The 26,233-nt window shown below is 69.1% G+C and carries 29 protein-coding genes and 1 tRNA gene; 17 read left to right on the top strand and 13 right to left on the bottom strand.

Translation table 11 applies throughout. From position 1 onward, the window contains the following. The first annotated feature begins 46 nt into the window (after window positions 1-46). A complete protein-coding gene (locus CJZ78_RS04755; RefSeq protein WP_233128494.1) occupies window positions 47-1,192 on the top strand; it encodes an efflux RND transporter periplasmic adaptor subunit in 1,146 nt (381 codons plus the stop codon). On the opposite strand, the gene wecB is transcribed toward CJZ78_RS04755, so the two are convergent. After that, a complete protein-coding gene (gene wecB / locus CJZ78_RS04750) occupies window positions 1,189-2,301 on the bottom strand; it encodes a non-hydrolyzing UDP-N-acetylglucosamine 2-epimerase (protein WP_094559742.1) in 1,113 nt (370 codons plus the stop codon). The genes CJZ78_RS04755 and wecB overlap by 4 nt on opposite strands. A 101-nt stretch (window positions 2,302-2,402) precedes the next feature. On the opposite strand from wecB, the gene CJZ78_RS04745 reads away from it, so the two are divergent. Then, window positions 2,403-3,551: a type IV pilus twitching motility protein PilT gene (locus tag CJZ78_RS04745; protein WP_094559741.1), complete on the top strand. Its 1,149-nt coding sequence runs from the start codon at window positions 2,403-2,405 to the stop codon at window positions 3,549-3,551. Between the two features lie 11 nt (window positions 3,552-3,562). On the opposite strand, the gene CJZ78_RS04740 is transcribed toward CJZ78_RS04745, so the two are convergent. Together CJZ78_RS04740 and tsaD are read right to left on the bottom strand one after the other, a co-directional pair. Continuing rightward, entirely contained in the window at window positions 3,563-3,757 is a 195-nt protein-coding gene (locus CJZ78_RS04740; RefSeq protein WP_094559740.1) for a high light inducible protein, read from the bottom strand. A 40-nt stretch (window positions 3,758-3,797) separates the two neighbouring features. Next, a complete protein-coding gene (gene tsaD / locus CJZ78_RS04735; RefSeq protein WP_094559739.1) occupies window positions 3,798-4,877 on the bottom strand; it encodes a tRNA (adenosine(37)-N6)-threonylcarbamoyltransferase complex transferase subunit TsaD in 1,080 nt (359 codons plus the stop codon). Between the two features lie 61 nt (window positions 4,878-4,938). Between tsaD and CJZ78_RS04730 the strand changes: the two genes are divergently transcribed. After that, window positions 4,939-5,433, top strand: a complete 495-nt coding sequence (locus CJZ78_RS04730) for a Photosystem I reaction center subunit III (protein WP_094559738.1) — start codon at window positions 4,939-4,941, stop codon at window positions 5,431-5,433. 70 nt (window positions 5,434-5,503) lie between these two features. Then, entirely contained in the window at window positions 5,504-5,620 is a 117-nt protein-coding gene (gene psaJ / locus CJZ78_RS04725) for a photosystem I reaction center subunit IX (protein WP_094559737.1), read from the top strand. 132 nt (window positions 5,621-5,752) lie between these two features. Here the strand turns inward: psaJ and gmk are convergent, their stop codons facing one another. After that, on the bottom strand, window positions 5,753-6,316 hold the full coding sequence (gene gmk, locus CJZ78_RS04720; protein WP_094559736.1) for a guanylate kinase: 564 nt from the start codon (window positions 6,314-6,316) through the stop codon (window positions 5,753-5,755). A gap of 48 nt (window positions 6,317-6,364) precedes the next feature. On the opposite strand from gmk, the gene CJZ78_RS04715 reads away from it, so the two are divergent. Both CJZ78_RS04715 and tatC read left to right on the top strand, forming a co-directional pair. Further along, window positions 6,365-8,062: an NFACT family protein gene (locus CJZ78_RS04715; RefSeq protein ID WP_094559735.1), complete on the top strand. Its 1,698-nt coding sequence runs from the start codon at window positions 6,365-6,367 to the stop codon at window positions 8,060-8,062. Continuing rightward, window positions 8,059-8,895 (top strand): twin-arginine translocase subunit TatC, encoded by an 837-nt coding sequence (tatC, locus tag CJZ78_RS04710; RefSeq protein ID WP_094559734.1) that lies wholly within the window; start codon window positions 8,059-8,061, stop codon window positions 8,893-8,895. The genes CJZ78_RS04715 and tatC overlap by 4 nt, the downstream gene beginning before the upstream one ends. Window positions 8,896-8,905: 10 nt before the next feature. Here the strand turns inward: tatC and CJZ78_RS04705 are convergent, their stop codons facing one another. Next, window positions 8,906-9,262 carry a DUF3067 family protein gene (locus CJZ78_RS04705; protein ID WP_233128511.1) on the bottom strand — a complete coding sequence of 119 codons (357 nt, stop codon included), beginning with the start codon at window positions 9,260-9,262 and terminating at the stop codon, window positions 8,906-8,908. Between the two features lie 130 nt (window positions 9,263-9,392). Here CJZ78_RS04705 and petC point away from each other — a divergent pair, with 130 nt between their 5' ends. From petC to cobM, 4 genes are read left to right on the top strand one after another with little or no spacing between them, the layout of a single operon-like run. Beyond that, window positions 9,393-9,941 (top strand): cytochrome b6-f complex iron-sulfur subunit, encoded by a 549-nt coding sequence (petC, locus tag CJZ78_RS04700; protein WP_094559732.1) that lies wholly within the window; start codon window positions 9,393-9,395, stop codon window positions 9,939-9,941. A gap of 52 nt (window positions 9,942-9,993) precedes the next feature. Then, a complete protein-coding gene (gene petA, locus CJZ78_RS04695; protein ID WP_094559731.1) occupies window positions 9,994-10,941 on the top strand; it encodes a cytochrome f in 948 nt (315 codons plus the stop codon). After that, entirely contained in the window at window positions 10,938-11,798 is an 861-nt protein-coding gene (gene lgt / locus CJZ78_RS04690; protein WP_094559730.1) for a prolipoprotein diacylglyceryl transferase, read from the top strand. Before petA ends, lgt begins: the two co-directional genes overlap by 4 nt. Further along, entirely contained in the window at window positions 11,795-12,583 is a 789-nt protein-coding gene (gene cobM / locus CJZ78_RS04685) for a precorrin-4 C(11)-methyltransferase (RefSeq protein WP_198953844.1), read from the top strand. The genes lgt and cobM overlap by 4 nt, the downstream gene beginning before the upstream one ends. Here cobM and CJZ78_RS04680 read toward each other — a convergent pair. After that, window positions 12,545-14,029, bottom strand: a complete 1,485-nt coding sequence (locus CJZ78_RS04680) for an FAD-dependent oxidoreductase (RefSeq protein ID WP_233128493.1) — start codon at window positions 14,027-14,029, stop codon at window positions 12,545-12,547. The two genes, cobM and CJZ78_RS04680, sit on opposite strands and share 39 nt — an antisense overlap. A gap of 69 nt (window positions 14,030-14,098) precedes the next feature. Here CJZ78_RS04680 and CJZ78_RS04675 point away from each other — a divergent pair. Continuing rightward, a tRNA-Val gene (locus CJZ78_RS04675) sits at window positions 14,099-14,170 on the top strand. A 133-nt stretch (window positions 14,171-14,303) separates the two neighbouring features. After that, window positions 14,304-15,095 (top strand): helix-turn-helix domain-containing protein, encoded by a 792-nt coding sequence (locus tag CJZ78_RS04670; RefSeq protein WP_158217026.1) that lies wholly within the window; start codon window positions 14,304-14,306, stop codon window positions 15,093-15,095. On the opposite strand, the gene CJZ78_RS04665 is transcribed toward CJZ78_RS04670, so the two are convergent. Continuing rightward, a complete protein-coding gene (locus CJZ78_RS04665) occupies window positions 15,076-16,686 on the bottom strand; it encodes a Ppx/GppA phosphatase family protein (RefSeq protein ID WP_094559834.1) in 1,611 nt (536 codons plus the stop codon). The genes CJZ78_RS04670 and CJZ78_RS04665 overlap by 20 nt on opposite strands. Window positions 16,687-16,776: 90 nt before the next feature. Between CJZ78_RS04665 and CJZ78_RS04660 the strand changes: the two genes are divergently transcribed. Continuing rightward, window positions 16,777-17,712 carry a 4-hydroxybenzoate polyprenyltransferase gene (locus CJZ78_RS04660; protein ID WP_094559728.1) on the top strand — a complete coding sequence of 312 codons (936 nt, stop codon included), beginning with the start codon at window positions 16,777-16,779 and terminating at the stop codon, window positions 17,710-17,712. Next, window positions 17,709-18,686: an LD-carboxypeptidase gene (locus CJZ78_RS04655; RefSeq protein WP_094559727.1), complete on the top strand. Its 978-nt coding sequence runs from the start codon at window positions 17,709-17,711 to the stop codon at window positions 18,684-18,686. The genes CJZ78_RS04660 and CJZ78_RS04655 overlap by 4 nt, the downstream gene beginning before the upstream one ends. 4 nt (window positions 18,687-18,690) lie before the next feature. Here CJZ78_RS04655 and ispD read toward each other — a convergent pair whose 3' ends face one another. Next, window positions 18,691-19,371: a 2-C-methyl-D-erythritol 4-phosphate cytidylyltransferase gene (ispD, locus tag CJZ78_RS04650; protein WP_094559833.1), complete on the bottom strand. Its 681-nt coding sequence runs from the start codon at window positions 19,369-19,371 to the stop codon at window positions 18,691-18,693. Window positions 19,372-19,442: 71 nt separating this feature from the next. On the opposite strand from ispD, the gene CJZ78_RS04645 reads away from it, so the two are divergent. Continuing rightward, a complete protein-coding gene (locus CJZ78_RS04645) occupies window positions 19,443-20,288 on the top strand; it encodes a glycosyltransferase family 9 protein (RefSeq protein ID WP_094559726.1) in 846 nt (281 codons plus the stop codon). Between the two features lie 56 nt (window positions 20,289-20,344). Continuing rightward, on the top strand, window positions 20,345-21,097 hold the full coding sequence (fabG, locus tag CJZ78_RS04640; protein ID WP_094559725.1) for a 3-oxoacyl-[acyl-carrier-protein] reductase: 753 nt from the start codon (window positions 20,345-20,347) through the stop codon (window positions 21,095-21,097). Between the two features lie 18 nt (window positions 21,098-21,115). Here fabG and CJZ78_RS04635 read toward each other — a convergent pair whose 3' ends face one another. Next, window positions 21,116-21,355, bottom strand: a complete 240-nt coding sequence (locus CJZ78_RS04635; protein WP_094559724.1) for a hypothetical protein — start codon at window positions 21,353-21,355, stop codon at window positions 21,116-21,118. Window positions 21,356-21,489: 134 nt separating this feature from the next. On the opposite strand from CJZ78_RS04635, the gene groL reads away from it, so the two are divergent. Next, the gene (groL, locus tag CJZ78_RS04630; RefSeq protein ID WP_094559723.1) at window positions 21,490-23,160 is read left to right on the top strand and encodes a chaperonin GroEL; all 1,671 of its coding nucleotides are present in this window, start codon (window positions 21,490-21,492) and stop codon (window positions 23,158-23,160) included. Window positions 23,161-23,182: 22 nt separating this feature from the next. Here groL and CJZ78_RS04625 read toward each other — a convergent pair whose 3' ends face one another. The 4 genes from CJZ78_RS04625 to CJZ78_RS04610 are packed head-to-tail and all read right to left on the bottom strand — an operon-like array spanning window position 23,183 to window position 26,225. Continuing rightward, window positions 23,183-23,848, bottom strand: a complete 666-nt coding sequence (locus tag CJZ78_RS04625) for an N-acetylmannosamine-6-phosphate 2-epimerase (protein WP_094559722.1) — start codon at window positions 23,846-23,848, stop codon at window positions 23,183-23,185. Beyond that, on the bottom strand, window positions 23,849-24,301 hold the full coding sequence (locus CJZ78_RS04620) for a hypothetical protein (RefSeq protein ID WP_094559721.1): 453 nt from the start codon (window positions 24,299-24,301) through the stop codon (window positions 23,849-23,851). It lies immediately after the preceding gene. An 11-nt stretch (window positions 24,302-24,312) separates the two neighbouring features. After that, complete coding sequence (locus CJZ78_RS04615; RefSeq protein WP_233128492.1) at window positions 24,313-25,188, bottom strand: ABC transporter permease; 876 nt, start codon at window positions 25,186-25,188, stop codon at window positions 24,313-24,315. Further along, on the bottom strand, window positions 25,188-26,225 hold the full coding sequence (locus CJZ78_RS04610; RefSeq protein WP_198953843.1) for an ABC transporter ATP-binding protein: 1,038 nt from the start codon (window positions 26,223-26,225) through the stop codon (window positions 25,188-25,190). The genes CJZ78_RS04615 and CJZ78_RS04610 overlap by 1 nt, the downstream gene beginning before the upstream one ends. Between the last annotated feature and the right edge of the window lie 8 nt (window positions 26,226-26,233).

Below are 26,233 nucleotides of genomic sequence, written 5' to 3'. Positions count from 1 at the left end.
GCCGATTCCCACCCTCATCCCACCGCCGGTCGTGCCCAGCCAGTCCGTGGTTCCAGGAGCAGCCACCAGCCCCAGCCCCAATCCGCCGCCTCGACCGCGCTGGCAGCGACGGCGCGTTTGGGCGGCTGCGGCCGCGGGGCTGGTGCTGGTCACTGGCCTCGCCGTGGTGCAGCGCCAACGCAGCGCCGGCAACGCCAATCTTGCCCCTTACACCGTGCTGGCCGAATCGGGCAACCTGCCCGGCGTGGTGAGTGCCAGCGGTGAATTGGAGGCGGAAAAGCGGGTGAATGTGAGCCCCAAACGCCAGGGGGTGATCGAGGAGTTGTTTGTGGAGGAGGGCGATCCGGTGCGCCGCGGCCAGGCCCTGGCACGCATGGATCGCGGCGACCTGGGCGAGCGGCTGGCCGAGCTCCAGGCTCAGCTGCGCTCTGCCCAGGCCCAGCTGGTGCGCAGCCGCAGCGAGCTGGAACGCAACGAGCGGCTCTACCGCCAGAACGCCATCAGCCTCAGCGACTACAACAGCGTGCGCAGCACCTTCCTGGTAGAGCAAGCGGCCGAACAGGCCGCCCGCCAGCGTCTGGCCGCCCGCCGGGTGGAGCAGGCCGACCTGATCGTGCGCGCCCCCTTCGATGGGGTGGTGACCCAGCGCTTCGCCGATCCCGGCGCGTTTGTGACCCCCACCACCACCGCCTCGGCCACCGCCGGCGCCACCAGCTCCTCGATCGTCGAGCTGGCCCAGGGCCTCGAGGTGGTGGCCAAGGTGCCCGAAAGCGACATCGGCCGGGTGCGGCTGGGCCAAAGCGCCACGGTGCGCGTCGATGCCTTTCCCGACCAGCGTTTTGAAGCGCGGGTCAAGCGGATCACACCACGGGCCGTGAAGCTCAACAACGTCACCTCCTTCGATGTGGTGCTGCGCCTGGTGGGCGACACCGCCCAGCTGCGCATCGGCATGACCGCCGACGTGGGCTTCCAGGCCGGCCAGGTGCAGGCCGACACCCTCGTGCCCACCGTGGCGATCGTGACCGAGTCGGGCCGGCCGGGGGTGTTGCTGGTGGGCAAGAACAACCAGCCCAGCTTCCAGCCCGTGGAGCTCGGCATCAGCAGCGGCAAGAACACCCAGATCCTCTCGGGCCTCAAGAGCGGCACCCGGGTGTTCATCGACCTGCCGCCCTGGGCCAAAAAGCGCCCCTAGCCGGCCAGGAAGGTGCGGGCGGCCTCCAGAATTCGCCCCGACGCCTGGCCGTCGCCGAAGGGGTTGTGGGCCCGGGCCATGGCCTCGTAGGCGGCGGGATCATCGAGCAGCCGGCTGGCTTCCGCCACGATGTCGGCGCTGTCGGTGCCGATCAGCCGGGCCGTGCCGGCCTCCACCGCCTCCGGCCGCTCGGTGGTGCGGCGCAGCACCAGCACAGGCTTGCCCAGCGACGGCGCCTCCTCCTGCAACCCGCCCGAATCGCTCAACACCAGGGTGGCGCCGCGCATCGCCGCCACCAGCTGGTCGTAGTCGAGCGGTTCGGTGAGGAATGCCCGCGGTTGATCGCCCAGCAGGGCCTGCAGGGGCTCGCGCACGGTGGGATTGCGGTGCAGCGGCAGCAGCAGGGCGGTATCGGGGTAACGGTCGAGCAACTCGCGGAAGCCCTGGCCGATGTGCTGCAGCCGCTCACCCCAGTTTTCGCGGCGGTGCACCGTCGCCAGGATCACCCGCTGGGTGGCGAAATCGAGGCCGGGCAGCACGTAGGGCGGCGCCTGCTCCGCCATCAGCAGCAGGGCATCGATCACCGTGTTGCCGGTGGTGAGCACCGTGCCCACCACGCCCGAGGCGCGGCAATTGGCCGCCGACAGGGGCGTGGGGGCGAAATGCAGCTGGGCGAGCTGGGAGATCAGCCGCCGGTTGGCCTCCTCGGGGAAGGGGTCGAGCAGGTTGTCGGTGCGCAGCCCAGCCTCCACATGACCCACCGGGATCTGCTCGTAGAAGGCCGCCAGGGCCGAGGCAAAAGCCGTGGTGGTGTCGCCCTGCACCAGCACCAGATCGGGCCGGTGGGCGGTGAACTCCTCCTTCAACCCCTGCAAGGCGCCGCAGGTGATGTGGGTGAGGGTCTGCTTGGGGGCCATCAGGGCCAGGTCGTGGTCGGCCGTCAGGCCGAACAGCCCCATCACCTGGCTCACCATCTCGCGGTGCTGACCGGTGAGCACCACCCGGGTGCGGAAATCCTCGGCCTGCTGAAACGCCCGGATCACCGGCGCCAGCTTGATGGCCTCCGGACGGGTGCCCAGCACGATCGTGACAAGGGGCTTGGACACCAAAGCGCTGCAGACAGGCGGATCCTACGAACGCTGCTGGGAGGGATCAGGGACTGACAGAAACCGCTGCAGCGGCGAAGCTGGGGCGATCCAGGTGGCCGCCGATGACGACTTCGCCCTTTCCCCCGTCACCCTTCCCTCCCTCTCCGTTTCCCCCGGCCGCGACCCCAGCTGCTGCCAACACCGGCAGCCAACCCGGCGCCCTCGCAGAGATCGTGCGGATCGCCAACGAGAAGGGCTACTCCGACGTGCACCTGGGCGTGGGCGAGGAGCCCCGCTACCGGGCCCGCGGCGAGATAGCGGGCACCGGCTGGCCGATCACCGATGCGGCCACCTTCAACGGCTGGATGCGGGAGATGCTCAGCCCCGCCGAGATCGACGCCTTCCAATGCGACAAGGAATTCGACGGCTCCCACGCCTTTCCCTTCGTGCGGGTGCGCATCAACCTGCTGGATTCGCTGCGGGGCCCAGCGATGGTGCTGCGGCTGATCCCCCAGACGATCGCCAGCCTCGAAGATCTCAACCTGCCGCCGGTGCTCAAGGAGCTGGCAGCGCGGCCCAAGGGAATGGTGCTGGTGACGGGCCCCACCGGCTCCGGCAAGAGCACCACCCTCGCGGCGATGATCGATTGGATCAACCGCAACATGAGCCGCCACATCCTCACGATTGAGGACCCGGTGGAGTTTGTGCACGAGAGCCGCCAGTCGCTGATCCGCCACCGGGAGGTGGGCCAACACACCAAGGTGTTCCAGAACGCTCTACGCGCCGCCCTGCGCGAGGACCCCGACGTGATCCTGATCGGAGAAATCCGCGACCAGGAAACCCTGGCAACCGCCATCGAGGCCTCCCAGACGGGTCACCTGGTGTTCGGCACCCTGCACACCAACTCCGCTGTCAAGACGGTGGAACGGGTGCTCGGCATGGTTCCCCCCAATGAGCAGGACAGCGTGCGGCGGGCCGTATCGGAATCGCTGCTGGGGGTGATTGCCCAGGGGCTGCTGAAAACCACCGATGGCAAGCGGGCCGCCTTCCACGACATCCTGATCAACACCGACGCCTGCAAGGACTACATCCAGCGAGGCGAGCTCGACGAGATCGAGGAGATCATGAAGCGCAGCGGCTTCGATGGCATGCAGACGGCCAATCAGTCGCTGCAACAACTGGTCGAAGACGGCCGCGTCACCGCCGAAGACGCCATCGCCCAAAGCCTCAAGCCCAATGAACTGGCCCAGGCCCTGCGCGGTCGCACGTAAATGGGGTGCGGTCAGTGGCTCGCCAGCCGGGCCACCAGCAACACCGACAGGCCCACCGACAGGCCCAGCATGGCCAGTCGGCCATTCCAGATCTCCGCCTGGGGCGTGAAGCCTCGCCGCCAGGCGTTGAGCTCGGTCGGCGTCACCCGTTCAACGTCGTGTTCAACAACGGCGTGGGGATCGCGCTCACTGTCGAGGGGGGTCATGGCGCCACACCAATCCCGCAGAGCTCCCAGCCTACGGGCATTAAAAGCAAGGTTGCCGTTCGTACAGCCGATCCGCCTGCTCCAGCGGCAACCGCGCCGCCACACCCAGGTCGAGACAGCTGCTCTGGCCGCCGGCCAGGCGCTGGGCCGCTGCCACGCCGATCATGGCGGCGTTGTCGGTGCAGTAAGCCAGCGGCGCCACCCGCCAGGCCAGGCCATCCCGCTGGCAGCGCGCCTCAAGCAGGGCCCGCAGCCGCCGGTTGGCGGCCACCCCGCCCACCAGCACCAGGGTGGCCAGCCCCTGCTCGCGGGCGCAGCGGCAACTGCGCTCCACCAGCACCTCCGCCACCACCTGCTCAAAGCTGGCCACCAGGTCGGCCAGGGGCAGGGGCTCAGGCGCGGCGTCCGGGGCGGCATCCCGAACGCCCTCGAGCGCCCGCACCTGGCGCAGCATCGCCGTCTTGAGGCCGCTGAAGCTGAAGTCGTAGGGGTAGTAGCCCCCCTCCGGCCGCGACACCCGGCCCTTGGGCAGGGCGAAGCGGTTGGCGTCGCCGTCACGACCGGCCGCCTCGATCGCAGGACCGCCCGGATAGCCCAGCCCCAGCAGCCGCGCCACCTTGTCGAAGGCCTCCCCAGCCGCATCGTCGTGGCTGCGGCCCAGGCGCTGGTAGCGGCCCGGCCCATCCACCCGCAACAGCTCGGTGTGACCACCGCTCACCAGCAGCACCAGGTAGGGCCCTGGCGGCAGCGGCTCACCCAGCTGCACCGAGCAGAGGTGACCCTCGAGGTGATGCACCGCCACAAAGGGCTTGGCGTGGAGGCGGGCCAGGGTGCGGCCGGTCACCGAGGCCACCAACAGGGCCCCCACCAACCCGGGCGCAGCGGTGGCGGCGATGCCATCGAGCTCCGCGAGGGCCACACCGCTCTGCCGGCACACCTGCTCGATCAACTGGGGCAGGGCCTCCACATGGCGCCGCGAGGCGATTTCCGGCACCACGCCACCCCAGCGGGCGTGCTCCTCCACCTGGGAGGCCACGGCGCTGGCGAGCACCGTCTGATCGCGCACAATCGCTGCCGCTGACTCGTCACAACTTGTTTCGAGGGCAAGAACCGTGGGCATTGGACCTAAGCAGCTCCCGTACTGTCCAGTGGTGTCATCCTGCCCCGCGGCCTTGCGTCTGATGCGCCGTCTTTTTTCCCGCCGACTGTTCGCAGTTCTGCTCTCCGCCTTCCTGCTCCTCGGCTTCGCTCCCGCGGCCAAGGCCGATGTGGCAGGCCTGACCCCGTGCTCCGAAAACGCCCGCTTCCAGCAGCGTGCCGCCGGAGCCAAAACCGATCAGGCCAAGGCCCGATTTGCGATGTACAGCCAGGCCGTGTGCGGCACCGATGGCCTGCCCCACCTGATCGTGGACGGTCGCTGGGATCACGCCGGTGACTTCATGATCCCCGGCATCGCCTTCCTCTACATCGCCGGTTGCATCGGCTGGGCGGGTCGCAACTACCTGCGCGCCATCCGCGGCGACAAGGACGCCACCATGAAGGAGATCCAGATCGATCTGCCCCTGGCCTTCAAGAGCACCCTGGCCGCCGCCACCTGGCCCCTGGCCGCCTTCGGTGAGCTCACCAGCGGCAAGCTGCTCGAATCCGACGACAAGGTCACGGTTTCGCCTCGCTGAACGGCGTCACTCGCTGCACGCAGCAAGCCACAGCGCCTCCTCTGGTTTCCTTCCTCCCCAACGCCCAGCCATGAAAAAGTTCCTCACCACCGCTCCGGTGTTCGCAGCCATCTGGTTCACCGTCACCGCTGGGATTGTGATCGAGTTCAACCGCTTCTTCCCCGACCTGCTGTTCCACCCGCTCTGAGAAGGTTCAACCCTGGGGAGTCTTGAACCTTCTGGTTTTTGAACGCTCAGCTTGTTTCACGAGGCGTGAAACACCGCAAAACCCTCAAGCGGCCCTGAGGGGCCGCTTTTTTGTCGGCGCTTGTTGTGGGCGCTAGCTCGCCAGACCCATCAACCGCTCCAGCTCCGCCAGGGCCGCATCCAGATCGCCGTTGACCAGCACGGCATCAAATTCCGGCGCCGCCGCCAGCTCCACCCGGGCCCGCTCGAGCCGCCGGCCGATGGCCTCCTCGCTGTCGGTGCCGCGGCCGCGGATGCGCCGCTCCAACTCCGCAAAGCTGGGGGGCTCCACAAAGATCTGAAAGCCGGCCGCAAAGCTGCGCCGCACCTGGCGGGCGCCCTCCAGCTCGATCTCCAGCAGCACGGGCCGGCCAGCAGCGAGCTGGGCCTCCACCGGTTGACGGGGGGTGCCGTAGAGGTTGCCGGCAAATTCAGCCCACTCCAGAAAGCCTTCCTCAGCCACCTGCTGCTCGAAGGCCTCGCGGCTCAGGAAGAAATAGTGCTCGCCTTCCACTTCCCCCGCCCGGGAGGAGCGGGTGGTGGCCGAGATCGACAACCAGATCTGCGGGTGATGCGCCAGCAGCCGCTGCACCAGGGTGCCCTTGCCCACGCCACTGGGGCCGGTGATCAGGGTGAGGCGGCCGGGCGGGGCACTCATGGCGGGCGTCAGCTCTGGCCTGCAGAGTAGAAGCCAGCCTCGAAGCCCATGGCCTGCTCCCGCCTTCAGGCACTAGACGTGACGACCCTGCGGGCGGTGCTGGCTGAATGGCGGCCCTTGCTGCTGCCCAGCCGCTTCGAGAAGGCCCAGCAGGCCAGCCCCCACGCCCTGCAGATCGGCCTGCGCAGCCTCAGCGGCATCCACTGGCTCGAGCTCAGCTGGCAGGCGGACGCAGCGCGGCTGCACACGATTCCGCCGCCGCCGCGCCAGGGCGATGGCAGCACCCTGGCCCAACAGCTCCAGCACGGCCTGCGGGGCCTGGCCCTGGTGGAGATCCACCAGCAGGGCTGGGAGCGGGTGGTGGAGCTGGGCTTCGCCCGGCGTCCTGGCGACCCGGTGCAGCGCTGGCTGGTGGCCGAACTGATGGGGCGCTACAGCAACCTGCTACTGCTTGATGGCGACCGTCAGGTGGTGGCCCTGGCGCGCCAGGTGAAGCCGCAGCAATCGCGGCTGCGGCCGATCGGCACCGGCGACCCCTACCAACCGCCCCCGCCCCTGGCGGGCGAGCCGCCTCGGCTGGAGGAAGGTTTCGAGAGCTGGCAGCGGCGGCTCAAGCTGCTGCCTGTGCCCCTGGCCCAGGCCCTGCGCGGCGCCTACCAGGGCATCAGCCCGGCCCTGCTGCGCCAACTGCTGCCGGCCGGCTGGGGGGAGCGGCCCGTGGACACGCTGAGCCCGCCCGAGTGGCAGCAGCTCTGGCAGGCCTGGCGCGGCTGGCTGGAGGCCGTCGAGAGCGAGCGCTTCGGCTGGCAGCTCGAGCCCGAGGGCTTCCGCTGCTGGTGGGCACCTAAAGCTGGCGCGATAGAGCCCACGGTGACGGTCAACCAGGGCCTCGCGGCCTATATCGACGAGCACCTCACGGCCCAGGTGCTGCTGCAACGGCGCCAGCAGCTGGGCCGCCGGCTCGAGGCCGCCGCCGAGCGAGAACACCGCCAGGCCGCGGAGCAGCAAGCCCTGCTGGCGGCCGTGCCCGAAAGCGAGGCGCTGCAGCGGCGTGCCGATGCCCTGCTCAGCCAACGGCAGCCGGGCCGGGCGTGCATCGAGGAGGCCCAGAAGCTGTACAAAACCGCCCGCAAACGCCGCCGCTCCGTGGCGGCGATCACCCCGCGTCTCGAGCTGCACCAGCAGCGGCTGACCTGGCTGGAAGCGAGCCTCACCTACCTCGAGCAGGCCGATAGCCTCGAGCAGGTGGAGCAGCTGGCCGGTGAACTCGAAGCCCTGCTGGCGGAGCGCAGTCGGGGGAGCCAGGGGGGCGGAGTCCAGACAGGCAACCGCCAGGCGCGGCGCAGCCCCGCAACCGAAGGGGTACCCCAGCCCCTGGAGCTCCACACCGCCTCGGGCCTGCCGCTGCACGTGGGGCGCAACCACCGCCAGAACGAGTGGATCGCTTTTCGCCAGGCCCGCCGCGGCGATCTCTGGTTCCACGCCCAGGAACTGCCGGGCAGCCACGTGGTGCTGAAAAGCTCGCAGCAGGAGGCCAGTGAGGGCGATCTGCAGGCGGCTGCCGATCTGGCGGCCCACTTCAGCCGCGGCCGGGGCAACCGGCGCGTGCCGGTGGTGATGGTGCCCATCGAGGAGCTGCAACGCATTCCAGGCGCCGCTCCCGGTACGGTGCGACATCGCGGCGGCACCGTGCTCTGGGGCGAGCCGCAACGCGCTCTTAGCCTTTTGCCAGAGCAGCGACCATGAGCGCCGAACCCGACTCCACCACCACCGAGCCACCCCTGGCGCCACCGCCCCTTGCGCCGCCACCGCCGATCCGGGTGCCTGCCCCCTCCGGTGCTGGAGACAAACCCGACAACGACTTCCCTGACGAAGTCGAGATGAGCCTGGTGGACCACCTCGAGGAGCTGCGCCGGCGGGTGCTGCGCAGCCTGCTGGCGGTGGTGGTGGCGGCGGCGGTCTGCCTGGCGGCGGTGAAGCCGCTGGTGCGCCTGCTGGAGATGCCGGCCGAGGGCATTCGCTTCCTGCAGCTGGCCCCCGGGGAGTTTTTGTTTGTGTCGCTGAAGGTGGCGGGCTACGCCGGCCTCACCCTGGCCCTGCCCTATGTGCTCTACGAAGGGCTCTGCTTCGTGCTGCCGGGCCTCACCCGCCGCGAACGGCGCCTGGTGGCTCCCGCGGTGGCGGGCTCGGCGGTGCTGTTCGCCGCCGGGCTGGCCTTCGCCTGGTGGGCCCTGGTGCCAGCGGCCCTGCGCTTTCTGGTCAGCTACGGCGCCGATGTGGTGGAGCCGAGCTGGTCGATCGAGCGCTACCTCGACTTCGTGCTGCTGCTGATGGTGGCCACCGCCCTGGCCTTCCAGCTGCCGGTGCTGCAGCTGCTGCTCGGCGCCCTTGGGCTGGTGAAGGCCAAGCCGATGCTGGCCGGCTGGCGCTGGGTGGTGCTGGCCAGCGCCCTGGCCGGCGCCGTGCTCACCCCGTCCACCGACCCGGTGACGATGCTGCTGCTCTCCGGGGCCATCACGGCCCTCTACCTGGTGGGCGTGGCGCTGGTGGCCTTCACCGAGCGGCTGCGTCCAGCCTGAAGCGGCCCGCCTAAAGCAGGAATTCACTGGCCCGGCCAGCGGGAATCTCCAGGGCCAGCCCCATGGCCTTGCCCAGCCGCGGCTTGTCGCTGGTGGTGCGGAGCCAGCTGCGCACCTGGGCCGCCACCCCCAGCCCGTTGAGCAACCCCACCAGCTCCTCCAGCTTGTTGCGGTAGCCCTCCTCACTGAGGGGAAAGGATTGCTGCTCCAGGTAGGCCCACATCACCTGCAGATACATCCGGCCGCGGCGCTGCACCAGTTGCAGGTCGTAGGAGGCCTGCCAGCGCTCCTGCAGCAGGTCCCAGAGCTCCTGGGCCAACAGGGGTGCGCCGTCATCGGCGGAGGGTGGCAGGGCGCTGGAGGGCAGGGACACGCCGGGGCGCACACGACGGATTGCACAACAGCATGTTGCAGGCCCAGGCGCACCCTGGCGAGCGGGCCCCGGGGCCGCGCAGGCAAGGTTCATAATGGGCGCCACATTGTCCCGGCGCGTCTTCATGACCCAGATGCCAGCGAGCGCTTCCACTGGAGACGTGCCCGGAATGGGTCGTCGGCAATTCATGAACCTGCTGACCTTCGGGTCGGTGACTGGCGTCGCCCTGGGTGCCCTCTATCCCGTGGCCCGCTACTTCATCCCCCCCAAGGCAGCCGGCGGCGGCGGTGGCACCACCGCCAAGGATGAACTGGGCAACACCGTCACCGCCAGCGGCTGGCTCAGCACCCACAAGGAAGGCGATCGCAGCCTGGTGCAGGGCCTCAAGGGCGACCCCACCTATCTGATCGTCGAAGGCAGCGACGCCATCGGCAGCTACGGCATCAACGCCATCTGCACCCACCTGGGCTGCGTGGTGCCCTGGAACAGCGGCGCCAACAAGTTCATGTGCCCCTGCCACGGCTCGCAGTACGACGCCACCGGCAAGGTGGTGCGCGGCCCCGCCCCGCTCTCCCTGGCCCTGGCCCACGTGTCGGTTGAGAACGACACCGTGTTCTTGAGCCAGTGGACCGAAACGGACTTCCGCAACGGCGACAAGCCCTGGTGGGCCTGATCCCCCGCCCGATCCCCGCGTTTTCCCTCCCCGTCTGTCGCCTGATCCCGTGATGCGTCGCTCCCTCTCCCTCCTGCTCGGCACCCTGATCGGCACCTCCCTGAGCCTGGCCGTGCTGCTCAGCGGCGCCAGCCCCAGCTGGGCCTATCCCTTCTGGGCCCAGCAGAACTACGCCAGCCCCCGGGAAGCCACCGGCAAGATCGTCTGCGCCAACTGCCACCTGGCCAAGAAGGCCACCCGGGTGGAGGTGCCCCAGGCCGTCTTCCCCGACACGGTGTTCAAGGCGGTGGTCGAAATCCCCTACGACACCAGCGTCCAGCAGGTGTCGGGCGACGGCAGCCCCACCGGCCTCAACGTGGGTGCGGTGGTGATGTTGCCCGACGGCTTCACCCTGGCTCCCCAGGACCGTCTCAGCGACGAACTCAAGGAAGAGACCGCCGGCGTCTACTACACCCAGTACTCCGACGACCAGCCCAACATCCTGCTGGTGGGTCCTCTCCCCGGTGACCAGCACCAGGAGATCGTCTTCCCGATCCTCTCGCCCGACCCCGCCACCGACAGCAGCATCCACTTCGGCAAGACCCAGATCCACGTGGGCGGCAACCGCGGTCGCGGCCAGGTGTATCCCACCGGTGAGAAGAGCAACAACGGCGTCTTCAACGCACCGGTCGCCGGCACCATCTCCGCGATCACCCCTGGCGACAATGGCGCCACGGTGGTGGAAATCACCGCTGAAGACGGCAGCAAGGCCACGGAAACCGTGCCCGCCGGCCCCACCCTCACCGCTGCCGTGGGCGATGCCGTGGTGGCTGGTGCGGCTCTCACCAACGATCCCAACGTCGGCGGCTTTGGCCAGATCGACGCCGAGATCGTGCTGCAGAACCCCGTTCGGATCTACGGCCTGCTGGCCTTCTTCGCCGCCATCGCCCTGGCCCAGATCATGCTGGTGCTCAAGAAGCGTCAGGTGGAGAAAGTTCAGGCAGCAGAAGGCCTCGTCTGAGCAGCGTGCTGGCCACCTTCACCTCACCGGGGCCCCTGGTTTTCCAGCTGGGCCCCTTTGCTTTGCGCTGGTATGGCCTGCTGATCGCCGTGGCCGTGCTGCTCGGCCTTAGCCTGGCAACTCGCCTGGGCCGGGCTCGGGGCATCGAACCCGCCCTGATCGCCGACCTGCTGCCCGTGCTGGTGCTGGGTGCGGTGATCGGCGCCCGTCTCTATTACGTCGCCCTGGAGTGGCGCCAATACTCGGGCAACTGGCTGGATGCCTTCGCCATCTGGCGCGGCGGCATCGCCATCCACGGCGCCCTGCTGGGGGGCAGCCTGGCCACGGTGCTCTACTGCCGCTGGCGCAAGCAGCCCTTCTGGTCGCTGCTCGATGTGCTGGTGCCGGCGGTGGCCCTGGGCCAGGCGATCGGCCGCTGGGGCAACTTCTTCAATTCCGAGGCCTTTGGGCTACCCACCGATCTGCCCTGGAAACTGAAGATTCCGGCCGACAGCCGCCCGGCCGAATTTCTCGAGCAGCTCTACTTTCACCCCACCTTCCTCTACGAATCCATCTGGAATCTGGGGGTTTGCATCCTGCTGCTGTGGCTGTTCCGCGTCGCCAGCCGCGGCCGCATCCAGCTGCTGCCGGGAGCCCTGAGCTGCGTTTATTTGATGGCCTACAGCAGCGGCCGGGCGTGGATTGAGGGCCTGCGGCTCGATCCGCTCTGCCTGCTCTCCAGTCCCCCCTTCTGTGAGGGTGGTCTGCGCATGGCCCAAGTGGTGAGCCTGCTGCTGATCGCCCTGGGTGGCGTGGGCCTCTGGTGGCTCTACCGCCGCCGCCGTCCCCTTCCCGACCCCAGTGGAGTGTCCGTTTGACCCCAACCGATGCAGCTGAGCTGAGCTCCAAACCTGTTTGGATCGTGGGGGCTGGCCCCGGCGCCCCCGACCTGCTCACCCTGCGCGCCGCCAAGGTTCTGGAGCAGGCCGAGGTGCTGGTGTGGACCGACTCCCTCGTCAATCCCCAGGTTGCGGCCCTGGCGCCCGAGGGCTGTGAGCAGGTGCGTACCAGCACCCTCACCCTGGAGCAGGTGATGGAGGTGGTGCTGGATCGGGCCCGCGCCGGCAAAACCGTGGTGCGACTTCACGACGGCGATCCCTGCCTCTACGGCGCCATCGCCGAGCAGATCTGCCGTTTGGCCGATGCCGGCATCGGTGTGGAGGTGGTGCCGGGCCTCAGTGCCTACCAGGCCGCCGCCTCGGCGCTGCAGAGCGAACTCACCATCCCCGGCCTGGTGCAGACGATCGTGCTCGGCCGCGCCGGCGGCCGCACCGGCGTGCCGGAGCGCGAGAGCCTGGAGCGGCTGGCGGCCCTGCGGGCTTCCCTGTGCCTCTACCTGAGCGCCCGCCACGTGGAGGAGGTGCAGAGCGAGCTGCTGCGCCACTACCCCGCCGACACGCCCGTGGCGATTGCCTACCGGGTGAGCTGGCCCGACGAGTGGATCCAGGTGGTGCCCCTGGCTGAGATGGCCCGGGTGAGCCAGGAGCGTCAGCTGATCCGCACCACCCTCTATGTGGTGAGTCCGGCCCTGGCGGGGCCGGCAGAAGCCCGCTCCAAGCTCTACTCAGCCAGCCACAACCACCTGTTCCGCGGCGGCGCCTAAGGCGTTCTCTCCATAGAGCTCCTGGGCCAACCGCTCGCGATCAAACCTGCAGCCCAGCCGCTCGGCGATCGCCTCCACATCGCGGGCGGCATTGCCAAGGCAGCAGGTGCCCCCTGGTGACGGGGTGACGTTGAACACCAGGCCCGGCCGGGCGGGGATGCTGGCCTCACCCAGCATCAGCTTGCGGTTGATCTTGTCGATCAACTGAGGCCGCACGCCGCCATAGCCCTCGGCAAAGGTGAGATCACTGAGCTGCATGCCGGGCACGATCTTGCGGGCATCAGCCAGAAACAGGCGCCGCCGCAGCCAGGGCACCTCAAACAGCAGATTCTTGAAGATGTAGTTGCGGATGTCGGCGATGCGAAACAGCTGCCAGAACACCGCCAGCACGGCCCAATCCAGCCGCAGCACCTGCAGAAACTCCCAGAACGACGCCGGCTTGTAGCGCTCCAGCAGCGGCAGCAGCAGGGCCGTGGGTCCGAAGCGGGTCTTGCCGGGGGCTCGCACGTCGGGGTCGCCGTGGATGGCGGCGAAGGGCAGCTTGTCGTTCTGCACCGTGTACACCTTGCCCTGAAGCAGGTCGGGCGTGAAGTAGAAGCTGCCCGCCACCGGCAGGCAGGAATACTCCAGGCCGTAGCCCATCCGCTGGGCCATCAGCAAGCTGTGGGCGCCGGCATTCACCACCACGTGCCGGGCCCGCAGGCTGCGCGGAGCCTCCCCGGCGGCACTGACGCAGCCGGGGGTGGGGGCCAGCTCCACCCGATAGCCGTCGCCCTCAGCGGTGATCGTGCCCACGCTGGTGCCGAGCTGCACCGTGAGCTGGCGCGAGCTGCCGGCCACGCCCTTCTTGGCCTGGGCCACAAACGAGGCCGAGAGCTCCTCGTAATCGACGGCGGTGTAGGTGCGACGGATGCCGATCGCCACAAGCTCCTCCGGCCGCAGCGCACCGTCCACCAAACCCACCTGGGGCTCCCACGCCGCAATCTGCTCCTTGTCGAGCAATTCCATCGCCGGGAAGTGGGGCGAAAAGCGCGCAAAGCGCTCCCGCAGGAAGGCGCATTCCGTCTCGCCCACGCCCAGCACCATCTTCGGGGTACGAAACACACAGCGCTCGCGGGTGGCCGGATCGAGCAGCTCGGCGTAGTGCACGATCATCTCGGCGGTGCGCTTGACCTTCACCGCCTTCTCGAGGGTGTAGTTGGTCTCGATGTCACCGCAGTGGATCGTCTGGCTGTTGTTGGTGGCCTTGGAATTCACCCGGGCCAGTTGGTCGTAGCGCTCCACCAGCAGGATCCGCTCCACATCGGTGTAGCGAGCCAACTCAAACAGCAGGGCCGTGCCACACACCCCACCGCCCACGATCAACACATCGACGTCTGCCTCCCCCTGTGCCGCAGGGGCTGGCTGTTCAGCAGGAGCCGGGGTAGAGATGGGGGTGGCGCTCACGCGAGACGGCTGGTTCTGAACCCATGCTCGCCGATGAGGTGCCGGTGGTGTTTTAAGCTCTGTGTGTGCGGGCGATTAGCACAGCGGTAGCGCACTTCCTTCACACGGAAGGGGTCACTGGTTCGAATCCAGTATCGCCCATTTGACCTGGTAATTCGGGCCCAAGCCCCTCCGGCAAAGCCCCCCGACCAAGCTCTGGCGCGCCCGCATCAACTGCTTGCGCGCCCAGCTCGACTCGGCAGAATAATTCAGATTTGTATCCGGCTTGACCCATTTGGCGTCTGACTCCTCTCGCCACGAGCCCATCGCTGCCCTGCAGGCCCTAGGCCAAGCACTGCGCCAAGGCCGTGAGGGGCAGGGGCTCGCGATCGCCGAGCTGGCCCAACGGCTCAACATGGGCCAAGAACAGCTGCAAGCCCTGGAAGATGGCGATGCCGACCGGCTCCCCGAGCCTGTGTTCGTGATCGCCCAGGCCCGCCGGGTGGCCAACACCCTGGCCATCAACGTTGACGCCCCCCTGCAGACCCTGCGGGAGAGCGGCGGGTTCCAACCCAGGCCGGTGAAGGTGGCCGAACTCGCACCTCGGGGAGAGGCCCCTGGAGCCGGTCGGCCGTCGCCCGTCCAGGCCGTCGGTCGACTGGCCCTGGCCGCTTGGCTTGTGGCGGCCCTGGGCGCCGGTGGCACAGCGGGCTGGCAGCAGTGGCAGCGCCTTCAGGCGTCCCGTCCAGCCGAACCGGAACCGGCCAACGCACCACAATCAGCCCCACCACAAACCACTGCACCGCAAGCCACTGCACCGCAAGTCTCAGCTCCAGAAACCCCAAGCAGCTCTGAGCTGCTGCTGATCAGCAGCCAGCCCAGCTGGCTGGAGGTGAAGCAGCAGGGTGGCGAGAGCCTGTTCCGAGGCACCTTCGAAGGCGAGCGGCGCTTCCCCCTCGGCGGCGGGCTGAGCGTGCTGGCCGGACGGCCCGACCTGGTGAAGGCCCAGCTGGGCAGCGGACCGGCCAATCCCCTAGGCCGGATCGATCAGGTGCGCTGGCAGCAGTTCAAGGCTCCGGCACCCTGAGGTCGAGCCCGCAGGCCTCCTGCACCACATCGACGCAGGAGCGCAAGCTCCAGCGCTCCAGGCTCAGATCCACCGGCTGCTCGCCCGGGGCTGCCACCAGTGGCTCGAGGCCGATGCTCACGGCGCCAGCGAGGGGCAGCACCTGCAGCGCTCCGATCACCGCGGCAGGGCGACGATCCAGAGCGGCAGCCAGGCGCAGCAGCAACGCCATCGACGTCACCGTGCGGCGCTGGTCGCGGTCTTCGATCAGCTGCCACGACTCATGGCGCTTCTTCGGCAGGCTGCGGCGGTGGTAACGACCAATGGCCGCCACCATCAGGTGCTCCGCCTCGGAATAGCCAAGGAGCTCACCGTGGCGGATCAGATACCAGCTGTGCTTGTGATAGGCGGAAATGTTGATGCTTTTGCCGCAGGTGTGCAGCTGGGCGGCAGCCCACAGCAACTCCCGACCCGGGCCGTCGTCGTGGTGCAACAGGCCGCGGGACTGGTCGTAAAGGCTGAGGGCATGGGCCGCCACCCGATCGGCCCTGGCCCGGTCCACACCGAAGCGCTGGGCCAGATGCAGCACCGTGCGCTCCCGGATCGTGCTCTGGAATGAAAAGCGATCCCCCAGCAGCCCATTGCGCAGCATCCAGTCGACGATCAGACCCTCCCGCAGGGCCCGATCACACACCACCAGCTCCCGCACCTGGAGCATGGCCATCGCCGTCTGCAGGATCATGGCTCCAGGCACGATGATCTCGGCCCGCCGGTCGTTGATGGCGGGCAGGGCGCGGCGTTGCTCCGGCGACATCGCCAACAACCGAGCGGTGAGCTGGTCGATGCGCTCACGGCTGAGCCGGTAGCCCTGCAGCTTCAGCGGCGGCTTGGGATCCTCCGATGCCGCCAGAGCCGCCAGGGCCATGGCCGTGCCACTGGTGCCCACCATCAACGGTTGCTCACCGCGCTGCAGGGCCGCCTTCACCTCCGCCACGGCCGGATCGAGAGCGCCCTGGATGTAGGCCTGCAGAAAGGAGCGTCGGTCTGCTGATAGGGGGTCTTGTTGGCAGAACTCCCGCTGCAGCCGCACCGCCCCAATCCTGGTGCTGCTGAGGCTGCGGGCATCCCGGCCGTCGGCCAGGACCAGTTCGGTGGAGCCGCCGCCGATGTCGATGATCAGGTGGGGCTGGTTGCCGAAGGCCATGCCCGAGAGCACCCCCAGGTAGATCAGCCGAGCCTCCTCCGGGCCGCTGACCAGATCCACCTCCAGCCCCAGCTGCTCCTGAAGCGCCAGCAGGAAGTCGCGGCCGTTGGGGGCCTCCCGCACGGCGCTGGTGGCCGCCGTAACGATCTGCTCGACGCCATGGCTCAGGGCCAGGTCGCGATCGTGGCGCAAGGTGCGAAAGGCGCGCTCGATCGACTCGGCACTGAGGTCGCCGGTGTGGGGGTCGCGCTCCCCGAGCCGGGTGGTGGCTTTTTCGGCCAGCACCACGCTGAAGCTGCACAGCTCCGGATCCACCTCCGCCACGAGCAGGTGGATCGAATTGGTGCCGATATCGATGGCGGCCACCCGGCGACGCCCGGCTTGCTTGAGGTTGGGGGCCTGAACCATGGGGTTCGGCAGCAGCCGCAGGGGCGCCACTTTGCCACCCATGGCCCCCTCTGCCGGCACAACTAGGGTGCCTCGCAACGGAAATGGGGCATGGCCAACTCCGCAAGCGGCACCAGGCTGGGGGCCTGGCTGGAGCTGGTGCGCTGGCACAAGCCGAGTGGCCGCCTGATTTTGTTGATCCCCGCAGGCTGGAGCCTCTGGCTTACCCCCAACGCCCCACCGGCGCCGCTGCTGGTGGGGCTGATCGTGCTGGGGGGGCTGGCGGTGAGCGCCGCCGGCTGCATCGCCAACGACCTCTGGGACCGCCGCATCGACCCCCTGGTGGAGCGCACCCGCAACCGCCCTCTGGCCGATGGCCGGGTGGGGGTGCGGGAGGCCTTGGCGCTGCTGCTGCTCGCCCTGGTGGTGGCCCTGACGGTGCTGCTGGTGCTGATGCTGGGTCTGCCGGCTAGCGGCCGCAGCCTCTGCCTGCTGCTGGCGCTGGCGGCGCTGCCGCCGGTGCTGCTCTACCCCTCGGCCAAGCGCTGGTTTGGGTATCCCCAGCTGGTGCTTGCCCTCTGCTGGGGCTTTGCCGTCCTGATCCCCTGGGCGGCCCGCACGGGTTCCCTAGCGGGCGGTTGGCCTCTGGCCCTGGTGTGGCTGGCCACCCTGCTGTGGACCTTCGGCTTCGACACCGTGTACGCCATGGCCGACCGCGACGACGACCGGGCCATCGGCGTGCGCAGCAGCGCCCTCAGCCTCGGGCCGCAGGCTCCCCTGGCGGTGGCGGTGAGCTATGGCCTGGCCGCCGCCGCCCTGGCGCTGGCCGCTGGGCTGCAGGGTGTCGGGCTGCAGGGCATCGGGCTGCAGGGCAGTGGCTGGATCGTCTGGCCCCTCTGGCTGCTGGCGGCCTTCGGCATGCAGCGCGAAGCCGCCCTGCTGCGTCGCCCCGCGTTGCCCCGCTCGGCCTACGGCCGTCACTTCAGCCGCCAGGTACAGCTCGGCGGGCTGCTGTTGCTGGCCCTGGTGCTGGGGCAGCTGCCATGAGCGTGGCCATGCACCAGCCGGCGCCGCTCCAGCACGGCGATCGGGTGCAGCTGGTGGCGGCCAGCTCAGCCCTGCTGGGCGACGACGCCCTGGCGCGGCTGCAGGCCGGCATTGCCGTGCTCGAGGGCTGGGGGCTGCAGGTGGAGCGGAACCCGCTGCACGGGCGCCAGTGGGGCTACCTGGCCGGCCGCGACCCGGAACGGCGCGGCGACCTGGAGGCGGCGGCCCGGCGGGGGGCGGAGCTGCTGGCCTGCGTGCGCGGCGGCTGGGGGGCGGCCCGACTGCTGGAGCAGCCCCTGGACCTACCGCCCCGCTGGCTGCTGGGCTTCTCCGACGTCACCTCCCTGCTCTGGGCCCAGCTGGCCCAGGGCCAGGGCGGCGCCATCCACGGGCCCCTGGTAACCACCCTGGCGGCCGAGCCGGCCTGGAGCCAGGAGCGGCTGCGGGCCCTGCTGTTCGGCGAGTCCCTGGCCGATCTCCACGGCGAGGGCTGGTGTGGCGGCCAGGCCGAAGGCCCGCTGCTGGCCGGCAATCTCACCGTGGCCACCCACCTGCTCGGCACCCCCCACCTGCCCGATCTACGCGGCGCGATCCTGGTGCTCGAAGACGTGAGCGAAGCCCCCTACCGCATCGAGCGGATGCTCACCCACTGGCGCCTCAGCGGCGCCCTGCAGCAGCTGGCCGGCATCGGCCTTGGCCAGTTCACCGACTGCGACGACGTGGTGGCTGCTGACGCGAGGCCCACCGACGAAACCAGTCCCCAACCGCCGGATTCGGTTTGTGAAACAGCCTGTGAAACACAGCCGGATCGCTTCAGCCTCGAGCAGGTGCTGCGGGAGCGCACCGCCGATCTCGGCATTCCCGTGGTGAGCAACCTGCCCGTGGGTCATGGGGTCGGCAATGCAGCCCTGCCCCTGGGGACCTGGGCGCGGCTGGATGCTGGCAGCGGCCGGCTGCACATTCCGCCGACCTAGCCCTTCAGCACCGAGCCGCCAGCACGGCCGCCGCCACGGTGAGATCGAAAGGGGTGGTGAGCTTGATGTTGGAGGGGGGCGCCTCCAGCACCTGCACCGGCAGGCCCAGCCGTTCAAACAGGGCCGCATCGTCGGTGACGCTCCAGCCTTCGGCGATGGCGGTGGCGTGGGCATTCCGCAGCTGGGCCACGGGAAACCCCTGGGGGGTCTGGGCGGCCCAGAGCGCACGGCGATCCGGGGTGGCGGTGATGGTGCCCGCCCCATCCACCTGCTTGATCGTGTCGGTCACGGGGGTAGCCGCGATCACAGCCGCGCCCTGGAGCACGGCGGCGGCACAGCGCGCCAGCAGGTCGGGCTCCACCAGGCAGCGGGCGCCGTCGTGGATCAGCACCCCTTCGGCATCGGTCGGCAGGGCGGCCAGCCCGCAGCGCACCGAGTCCTGACGGGTCTCGCCACCAAGAATCCACTCCACCGGCCGGTCGGGGCGCACGCCCGCCACGATCGCGGCGATCGCCTCCGCATCCACCGGCTGGCCGACGATGCCGATCCAGTGGATCGCCGGACAGGCCAGGGCCGCCTCCAGGGTCCAGGCGAGCACGGGCCGGCCGGCCACCGGCAGCAACAACTTGTTGCCCTCGGCCCCCATGCGGCGGCCACTGCCGGCGGCGGCGATCAGCAAATGCACAAGCAACTCCCTCGAATCAGGCCAATCCGAATCCGATCCATACAATCAGGCCGCCGAACCGTGCCTTTTCGATGCGCGCCCTGTTTCTGATTCCGGGCGGCAGCAGCCAACAGCTGCAGAGCTTTGCCGCCGTGGCGGCGGTGGCCGAGCAGCTCAAGGCTGAGGTGCAGGTGGTTTGTCCGGTCGCTGCTGTGCCCCTCTGGAGCCTGCACCCCGCCGTCAGCCGCGCCCTTCCCTTCGCCTACGACCAGGCCACCCTGGCCGACTGGGCCAACCTGCTTGGCACCGTGCGGGAGCCCGATTTCCAGGTGTGCCTCAACCTGGCGCCCAGCCGCCAGATGGACCTGATGCTGTCGATGAGCCACATCCCTACCCGGGTGGCTACCGGCGGGTTCTCCACCACCGAACGGATCAGCCCTGGGGCGGGCGGCTGGCCCAACCAGGCCCTGGAGGCCTTCCTGCGGCCGATCGGCGTAGAGCTTGATGCCAACGCCTTCCGATTGCCGGTGGCCCCCAGCGATCTGGAGGCTGCTGCTGCCGCCCTGCCCGCCGGGGACGGCCCGGCCCTGCTGTTGGCCCCCTCCGGGAGCGCCGGCGACTGGCCCTCCTCCCAATGGCAAGCCCTACCCGCTGCCATCCAGGCCAAGCTGCCCAACCTGCGGGCCGTGCCCGCTCTGCGGGGCGAGGGGGCCAAGCCCTTGCGCCAGCGGGCCGCCCAGATCGCCAGCGCCGATGTGGTGCTGGCCAGTGATTCAGTCGCCATCGAACTGGCCCTGTTGCTCGGCCTGCCTCTGGTGGCCTTAGGCCGGGAGGCCTCCAGCCTGCCCAACCGTGGCGGCGTGCAGGGGCTGGGTGCCAGCGGCTCCCTGGAGCAACTGAGCGCAGCCGACGTGCTGGCGGCCCTGGGGCTGGGGTAGCCGGAGCTGGAGTAGCCGGGCCATACGATCGGCGCCACTGGATGCCTTGCGCCGTGATGACGAGCTCTGCCCCCCTGGCCGCGCAAGTGGCCCTCGTGACCGGCGCCAGCCGGGGCATCGGCCGCGCCATCGCCCTCGAACTGGCTGCCGCCGGCGCCCAGGTGGTGGTCAACTACGCCAGCTCGCCGGAGGCTGCCGAAGCCGTGGTGGCCGAAATCATTGCGGCCGGGGGCCAGGCCTGGAGCCACCGGGCCAACGTTGCCGACGAAGAGCAGGTTGACGCCATGGTCAAGGCCGTGCTCGAGAAGGCCGGCCGGCTCGATGTGCTGGTCAACAACGCCGGCATCACCCGCGATGGCCTGCTGATGCGGATGAAAACAGCCGACTGGCAGAGCGTCATCGACCTCAACCTCACCGGCGTGTTCCTCTGCACCCGCGCCGTCAGCCGCGCGATGCTCAAGGCCCGCACCGGCCGCATCATCAACATCACCTCGGTGGTGGCCCTAATGGGCAACCCCGGCCAGGCCAACTACAGCGCCGCCAAGGCCGGTGTGATCGGCCTCACCCGCAGCAACGCCGCTGAATTCGCCGCCCGTGGCGTCACCGTCAATGCGGTGGCCCCCGGCTTCATCGAAAGCGACATGACCGCCGAGCTCGACAAGGAGCCGATCCTGGCCGCCATTCCCATGAGCCGGATGGGCAGCGCCGCCGAGGTGGCCGGCGCTGTGCGCTTCCTGGCCGCCGATCCTGCCGCCGCCTACATCACCGGCCAGGTGCTGCAGGTGGATGGCGGCATGGTGATGCGGTAGTTCCCCAAGCAGGAGCCCTCAGGGGTTGGTGATCGGCTGGCCCAGCTCCTCGCGCAGGCGGCGAATCCGCTGCAGCAGCCTCAGGCGTCGGCTGCGGGCCGTGATCGTGAGAAACAACCGCACCGGCACGTACACCAGCGCCATCACGACGCCAAACGCCGCCACCAGCACGAAGATCATGGCGTTGGCACTGGAGGCCGGAGACAGCGAAATCGCTTCGTCGGCGCTCTCCAGGGCCGTTTGGAGCAGATCTTCCATCGCCCGACCCTATCGAGCCTGGAGCCGTTCAGCAGCCTGGGGCTGCGGGCGATTCGGCTTTCCCCACCGTGGTCCGCTACCACGTCGGCCAGCCGCTGTGGGACCCTGATCACAATTGAAATCGTTCCGTTGTCATGGCCAAGCTGATCAGCTTCTCGGATGCCTCCCGCGGCGCCCTGGAGCGGGGTGTCAACGCCTTGGCCGACGCGGTGAAGGTGACCATCGGTCCCCGTGGCCGCAACGTGGTGCTGGAGAAGAAATTCGGCGCTCCCGAGATCGTCAATGACGGCGTCACCATCGCCAAGGACATCGAACTCGAGGATCCCTTCGAAAACGTCGGCGCCAAGCTGATGCAGCAGGTGGCCAGCAAAACCAAGGACACCGCCGGCGATGGCACCACCACCGCCACCCTGCTGGCCCAGGCCCTGGTGCGCGAAGGTCTGAAAAACGTGGCGGCCGGAGCCAACCCCGTCGGCCTGCGCCGCGGCATGGAACAAGCGACGGCCCAAATCGTCGTTGGGATCGCTGAGCGCTCCCAGGCGGTGAGTGGCGATGCCATCCGTCAGGTGGCGGCCGTGAGCTCCGGCAACGACGACGAGATCGGCCTGATGATCGCCGAGGCCATGGCCAAGGTGAGCGCCGATGGGGTGATCACGGTGGAGGAGTCGACCTCCCTGGCCACTGAGCTGGAAATCACCGAGGGGATGGCCTTTGACCGGGGCTACAGCTCCCCCTATTTCGTCACCGATCAGGAGCGCCGGGAGTGCGTCTTTGAAAACGCCCTGATCCTGATCACCGACCGCAAGATCAGCACCATCACTGACCTGGTGCCCGTGCTGGAGGCGGTGTCGAAGAGCGGCCGACCGCTGCTGATCCTGGCTGAGGAGGTGGACGGCGAAGCCCTGGCCACCCTGGTGGTCAACAAGAACCGCGGCGTGCTGCAGGTGGCCGCCGTGCGGGCTCCGGGCTTCGGCGATCGGCGCAAGGCCATGCTGGGCGACATCGCCATCCTCACCGGTGCCACCGTGGTGAGCGAAGAGCGGTCCATGAGCCTGGAGAAAACCGGACTCGCCGAGCTGGGCCAGGCCCGCCGCATCACGATTACCAAGGACACCACCACCATCGTGGCCAGCGGCGACCACCAGGCCGCCGTGGCCGACCGGGTGGCCTCAATCAAGCATGAGCTCGACAACACCGACTCCGACTACGACCGCGAGAAGCTGCAGGAGCGGATCGCCAAGCTGGCCGGTGGTGTAGCCGTGATCAAGGTGGGGGCCCCCACCGAAACCGAGCTCAAAAACCGCAAGCTGCGCATTGAGGATGCCCTTAACGCCACCCGCGCCGCCGTCGAGGAAGGAATCATCGCCGGCGGCGGCTGCACCCTGCTGGAGCTGGCCGAAGGTCTCAGCGGCCTGGCGGCGTCCTGTCAGGGGGATGAGCGCACCGGTGTGCAGATCGTGCAACGCGCCCTGGCGGAGCCGGTGCGGCAGATCGCCTACAACTCCGGTGCTGATGGCGCTGTGGTGGCGGCCGAGATCCTGCGGCTGGGCAAGGGCTACAACGCCTTCACCGGCGTCTACGAAGACCTGCTCGCCGCCGGCATCCTCGATGCCGCCAAGGTGGTGCGTCTGGCACTTCAGGATGCGGTGTCGATCGCCTCAATGCTGATCACCACCGAGGTGGTGATCGCCGACAAACCCGAACCCGAAGCGGCCCCCGGCGGCAACATGGGCGGCATGGGCGGCATGGGCGGTATGGGTGGCATGGGCGGCATGGGCGGCATGGGCATGCCCGGCATGATGTGAGGCCCAGCCGCTCGGCAGCCCCTCAGCAGGCCTTCACGTAGGCCGCCACCTGCAGGTCCACCCCGGTGATAGCCGTGCCCACCACCACCGCATCCGCGCCGGCATCGAGGGCACCACGGGCCTGCTGGGGGCTGGCGATGCCGCCCTCACAGATCAAGCTCACCGCTGCGGGCAGCTGCTGCTTCAGCTGGGGCAAGAGCTCCCAGGCAGGCGGCTGGCAAGCAGCCGTGGCCTCGGTGTAGCCATACAGGGTGGTGCCCACCCAGTCGCAGCCGAGGGCGGCGGCCCGCAAGCCGTTGGCCAGCGAGTCGACATCGGCCATCAGCAGGGCACCCAACTCCCGCCGCGCGCGGCTGATCAGCTGCTCGAGAGTCTCTCCACCGGGCCGGTGGCGTTCGGTGGCATCGATCGCCACCACGTCGGCGCCCGCCCCCCACACGGCGCGGATCTCCTCCCAGCCCGGGGTGATGTACACGGAGCTGTCGGGGTAGGTGCGCTTCCACAGCCCCACGATCAAGGCGTCGGGGCAACGGCTCCGCACGGCTCCGATGTGCTCCGGACTCTCCAGCCGCACGCCACTGGCGCCATTGCGAAGGCTGGCCTCCGCCATCGCCGCGATCACATCGGGATCGCGCAGGGGTGAGCCCTCGGGGGCCTGCACCGACACGATCAGTCCAGAAGCTTTCACTCAGCTGGCTAAGGGAAGGGAGTCGGCATCGGGAAGCCAGGCCCGCAGGGGCGCCAGGGCACGGGGTGCGGGCGCCGGCTCCCCGTCGGGCACCACGGCCAGTTGGGACCAGGAACGGGAGAGAACCGCCGCGGGGATGGGTTCAACAACGGGTTCAACAACCTGTTCAACAGACTCTGAAAGCCATTCCGGCTCGGGCTGCAGCACCGCAGGCACCAACCCAAGGGGAGCTCCGCCGCCAGCCCGTTCCTGCAACCACTGGGCGGCTTCAGCCCCCTGACTGGCCAGCAGCGGCCCCGCCACCAAAGCGTCCAGGGCCGCGAGGCCGCGGCGGTGCACCCACTGTTGCAGCAGGCGCTCGGCCATGGGCTGGTCCCGTTCGGCCACCGCCGCCAGCAGACGATCCGCCAGGTCGGGGCGGGCTGGCGGTGGAAAGCTGGGGGGCTGGGTCACGGGAGGGGTGGCTAGGTGAGCTTGCGATCCAGCAGCGGCCGAATCAGCAGGAACAACCCGGCGGCCAACACGGCGAGCACCCCGAGGCAGGTGGCGCTGCTGAGCTGGCCGTAGGGGGCCTCCAGCACCACGGCGGTGAGGGAGACCTGTCCTGCGTAGGCGGCACGGATCGGTTCAATCGCGAAGGTAAGGGGATTTAGGGCCGCTAGCCAGCCCAGCCAGGCCGGCATGAAGGACAGCGGTGCCAAAGCGGTGCTGGCAAACAGCAGCGGCAGGTTGGCCACGAAGATCACCGCGATCAACTCGATATGCCCCGGCAGGGCGAAGGCCAAGCCCAAACTCAGGGCCGTGACGGCAAACACCAGAAGCAGCAGCGTCACTAGCACCAACAACACTCCGGCGCCCCCCGGCCAGCCGTAGCCGAGCAGGGCAGCGGTGCCCATGATCGCCAGGCTCTGCACCAGGCTCAGGGAGGTGATGTAGAGCACCGAAGCCAACACAATCGAGCTGCGCGAGCGCAGGGGCGCCACCAGCAGGCGGTTGAGGAAGCCGAATTCCCGATCAAACATCACCGGCAACCCGGCATTGAGGGCCGCACTGAAGGCGGTGAACACGATCACGCCGGCACCCAGAAAGCGGCCATAGCTGATGCCGCCGGGCAGCAGGCCCTCCGGGGCCTTGGCGAACAGAGCGCCGAACAGCACCAGCCAGATCAGCGGTTGCAGAACCCCCGCCACCAGGGTGGAAGGCCGCCGCTGCAGCTGCACAAACAAACGCCGGGTTAGGGCCAGGGTTTCCTGGCTGATCTCAGCCAGGGCGGAAGCCTCGGGCTGTGAACCCGGGGCGGGATCGCGGGTCGGGACGGGAACGGGAAGGGTGGTGGTCATCACATGCTCGCTTTGCGTTCGGCCTTGGGATCGCGACTGCCGGCCACGGCCAGCTCCGCATCCATCAAGGTGCGGCCCGTGGCCTGGAGGTAGACATCATCGAGGCTGGGGCGGCTCTGGGCCAGGGCAAACACCGGCAGGTCGGCCTCGGCCAGCTGACGGCGCAGCTGCTCGATCACGCCGTCGTGCTCGATCACCAGGTTGAGGGAGAAGCCCTGGGCCTGGTTCACCACCACCTGGCGCACACCGGCACAAGCGTGCAGCAGGCTGCGCACCCGCTCAGCCTCGTCGGCGTCGCTGAATTCCCGCACCCGCAGGGTCACCCGATCGCCGCCGAGGGCCGCCTTGAGCACCGAGGGCGCCCCTTCGGCGATCACCCGACCGGCTTCGATGATGGCCAGGTGGTCGGCCAGGGCATCCACCTCCTCGAGGTAGTGGCTGCTGAGCAGCACAGTGGTGCCGCCATCCCGCAGCTGGCGCAGCACACCCCAGATGGCCGCCCGGCTCTCGATGTCGAGGCCGACGGTGGGCTCATCGAGCACCAGCACCTGGGGGCGATGCAGTAGACCCGCCGCCAGATCCAGCCGGCGCCGCATGCCGCCTGAATAGCCGCCGCAGCGGCGATCGATCCAGTCGGCCATGCCCAGCAGCTCGATCAACTCGCCGATCCGCTGGTTCCGCGCGGAGGTCTGCAGGTGATACAGATCGCCCTGGAGCTGCAGCAGTTCGCGGCCCGTGAGGATCTTGTCGATCGCCACCTCCTGGGCCACGTAGCCCAGCAGGCGCCGCACCGCCCGCGGCTCGGACAGGGCATCAACCCCGCCCACCCGCACGCTGCCGCTGTCGGGGGCCAGCAGAGTGCAGAGGATGCGCAGGGCAGTGGTCTTGCCGGCGCCATTGGGCCCCAGCAGGCCGTAAAGGCTGCCGGCCGGCACCTGCAGCGTCAGCCCATCGAGGGCCAGCACGCCACCGGCCAAGTTGCCACCTCTGGCTTTGCCACCGCCGTAGCACTTTCGGAGCTGCTGCAGTTCGATCACCGACTCAG

This window comes from Synechococcus sp. 8F6, from assembly GCF_002252665.1.
GTDB lineage: Bacteria > Cyanobacteriota > Cyanobacteriia > PCC-6307 > Cyanobiaceae > Cyanobium_A.
This window is presented reverse-complemented; position numbering and strand designations above follow the sequence as displayed.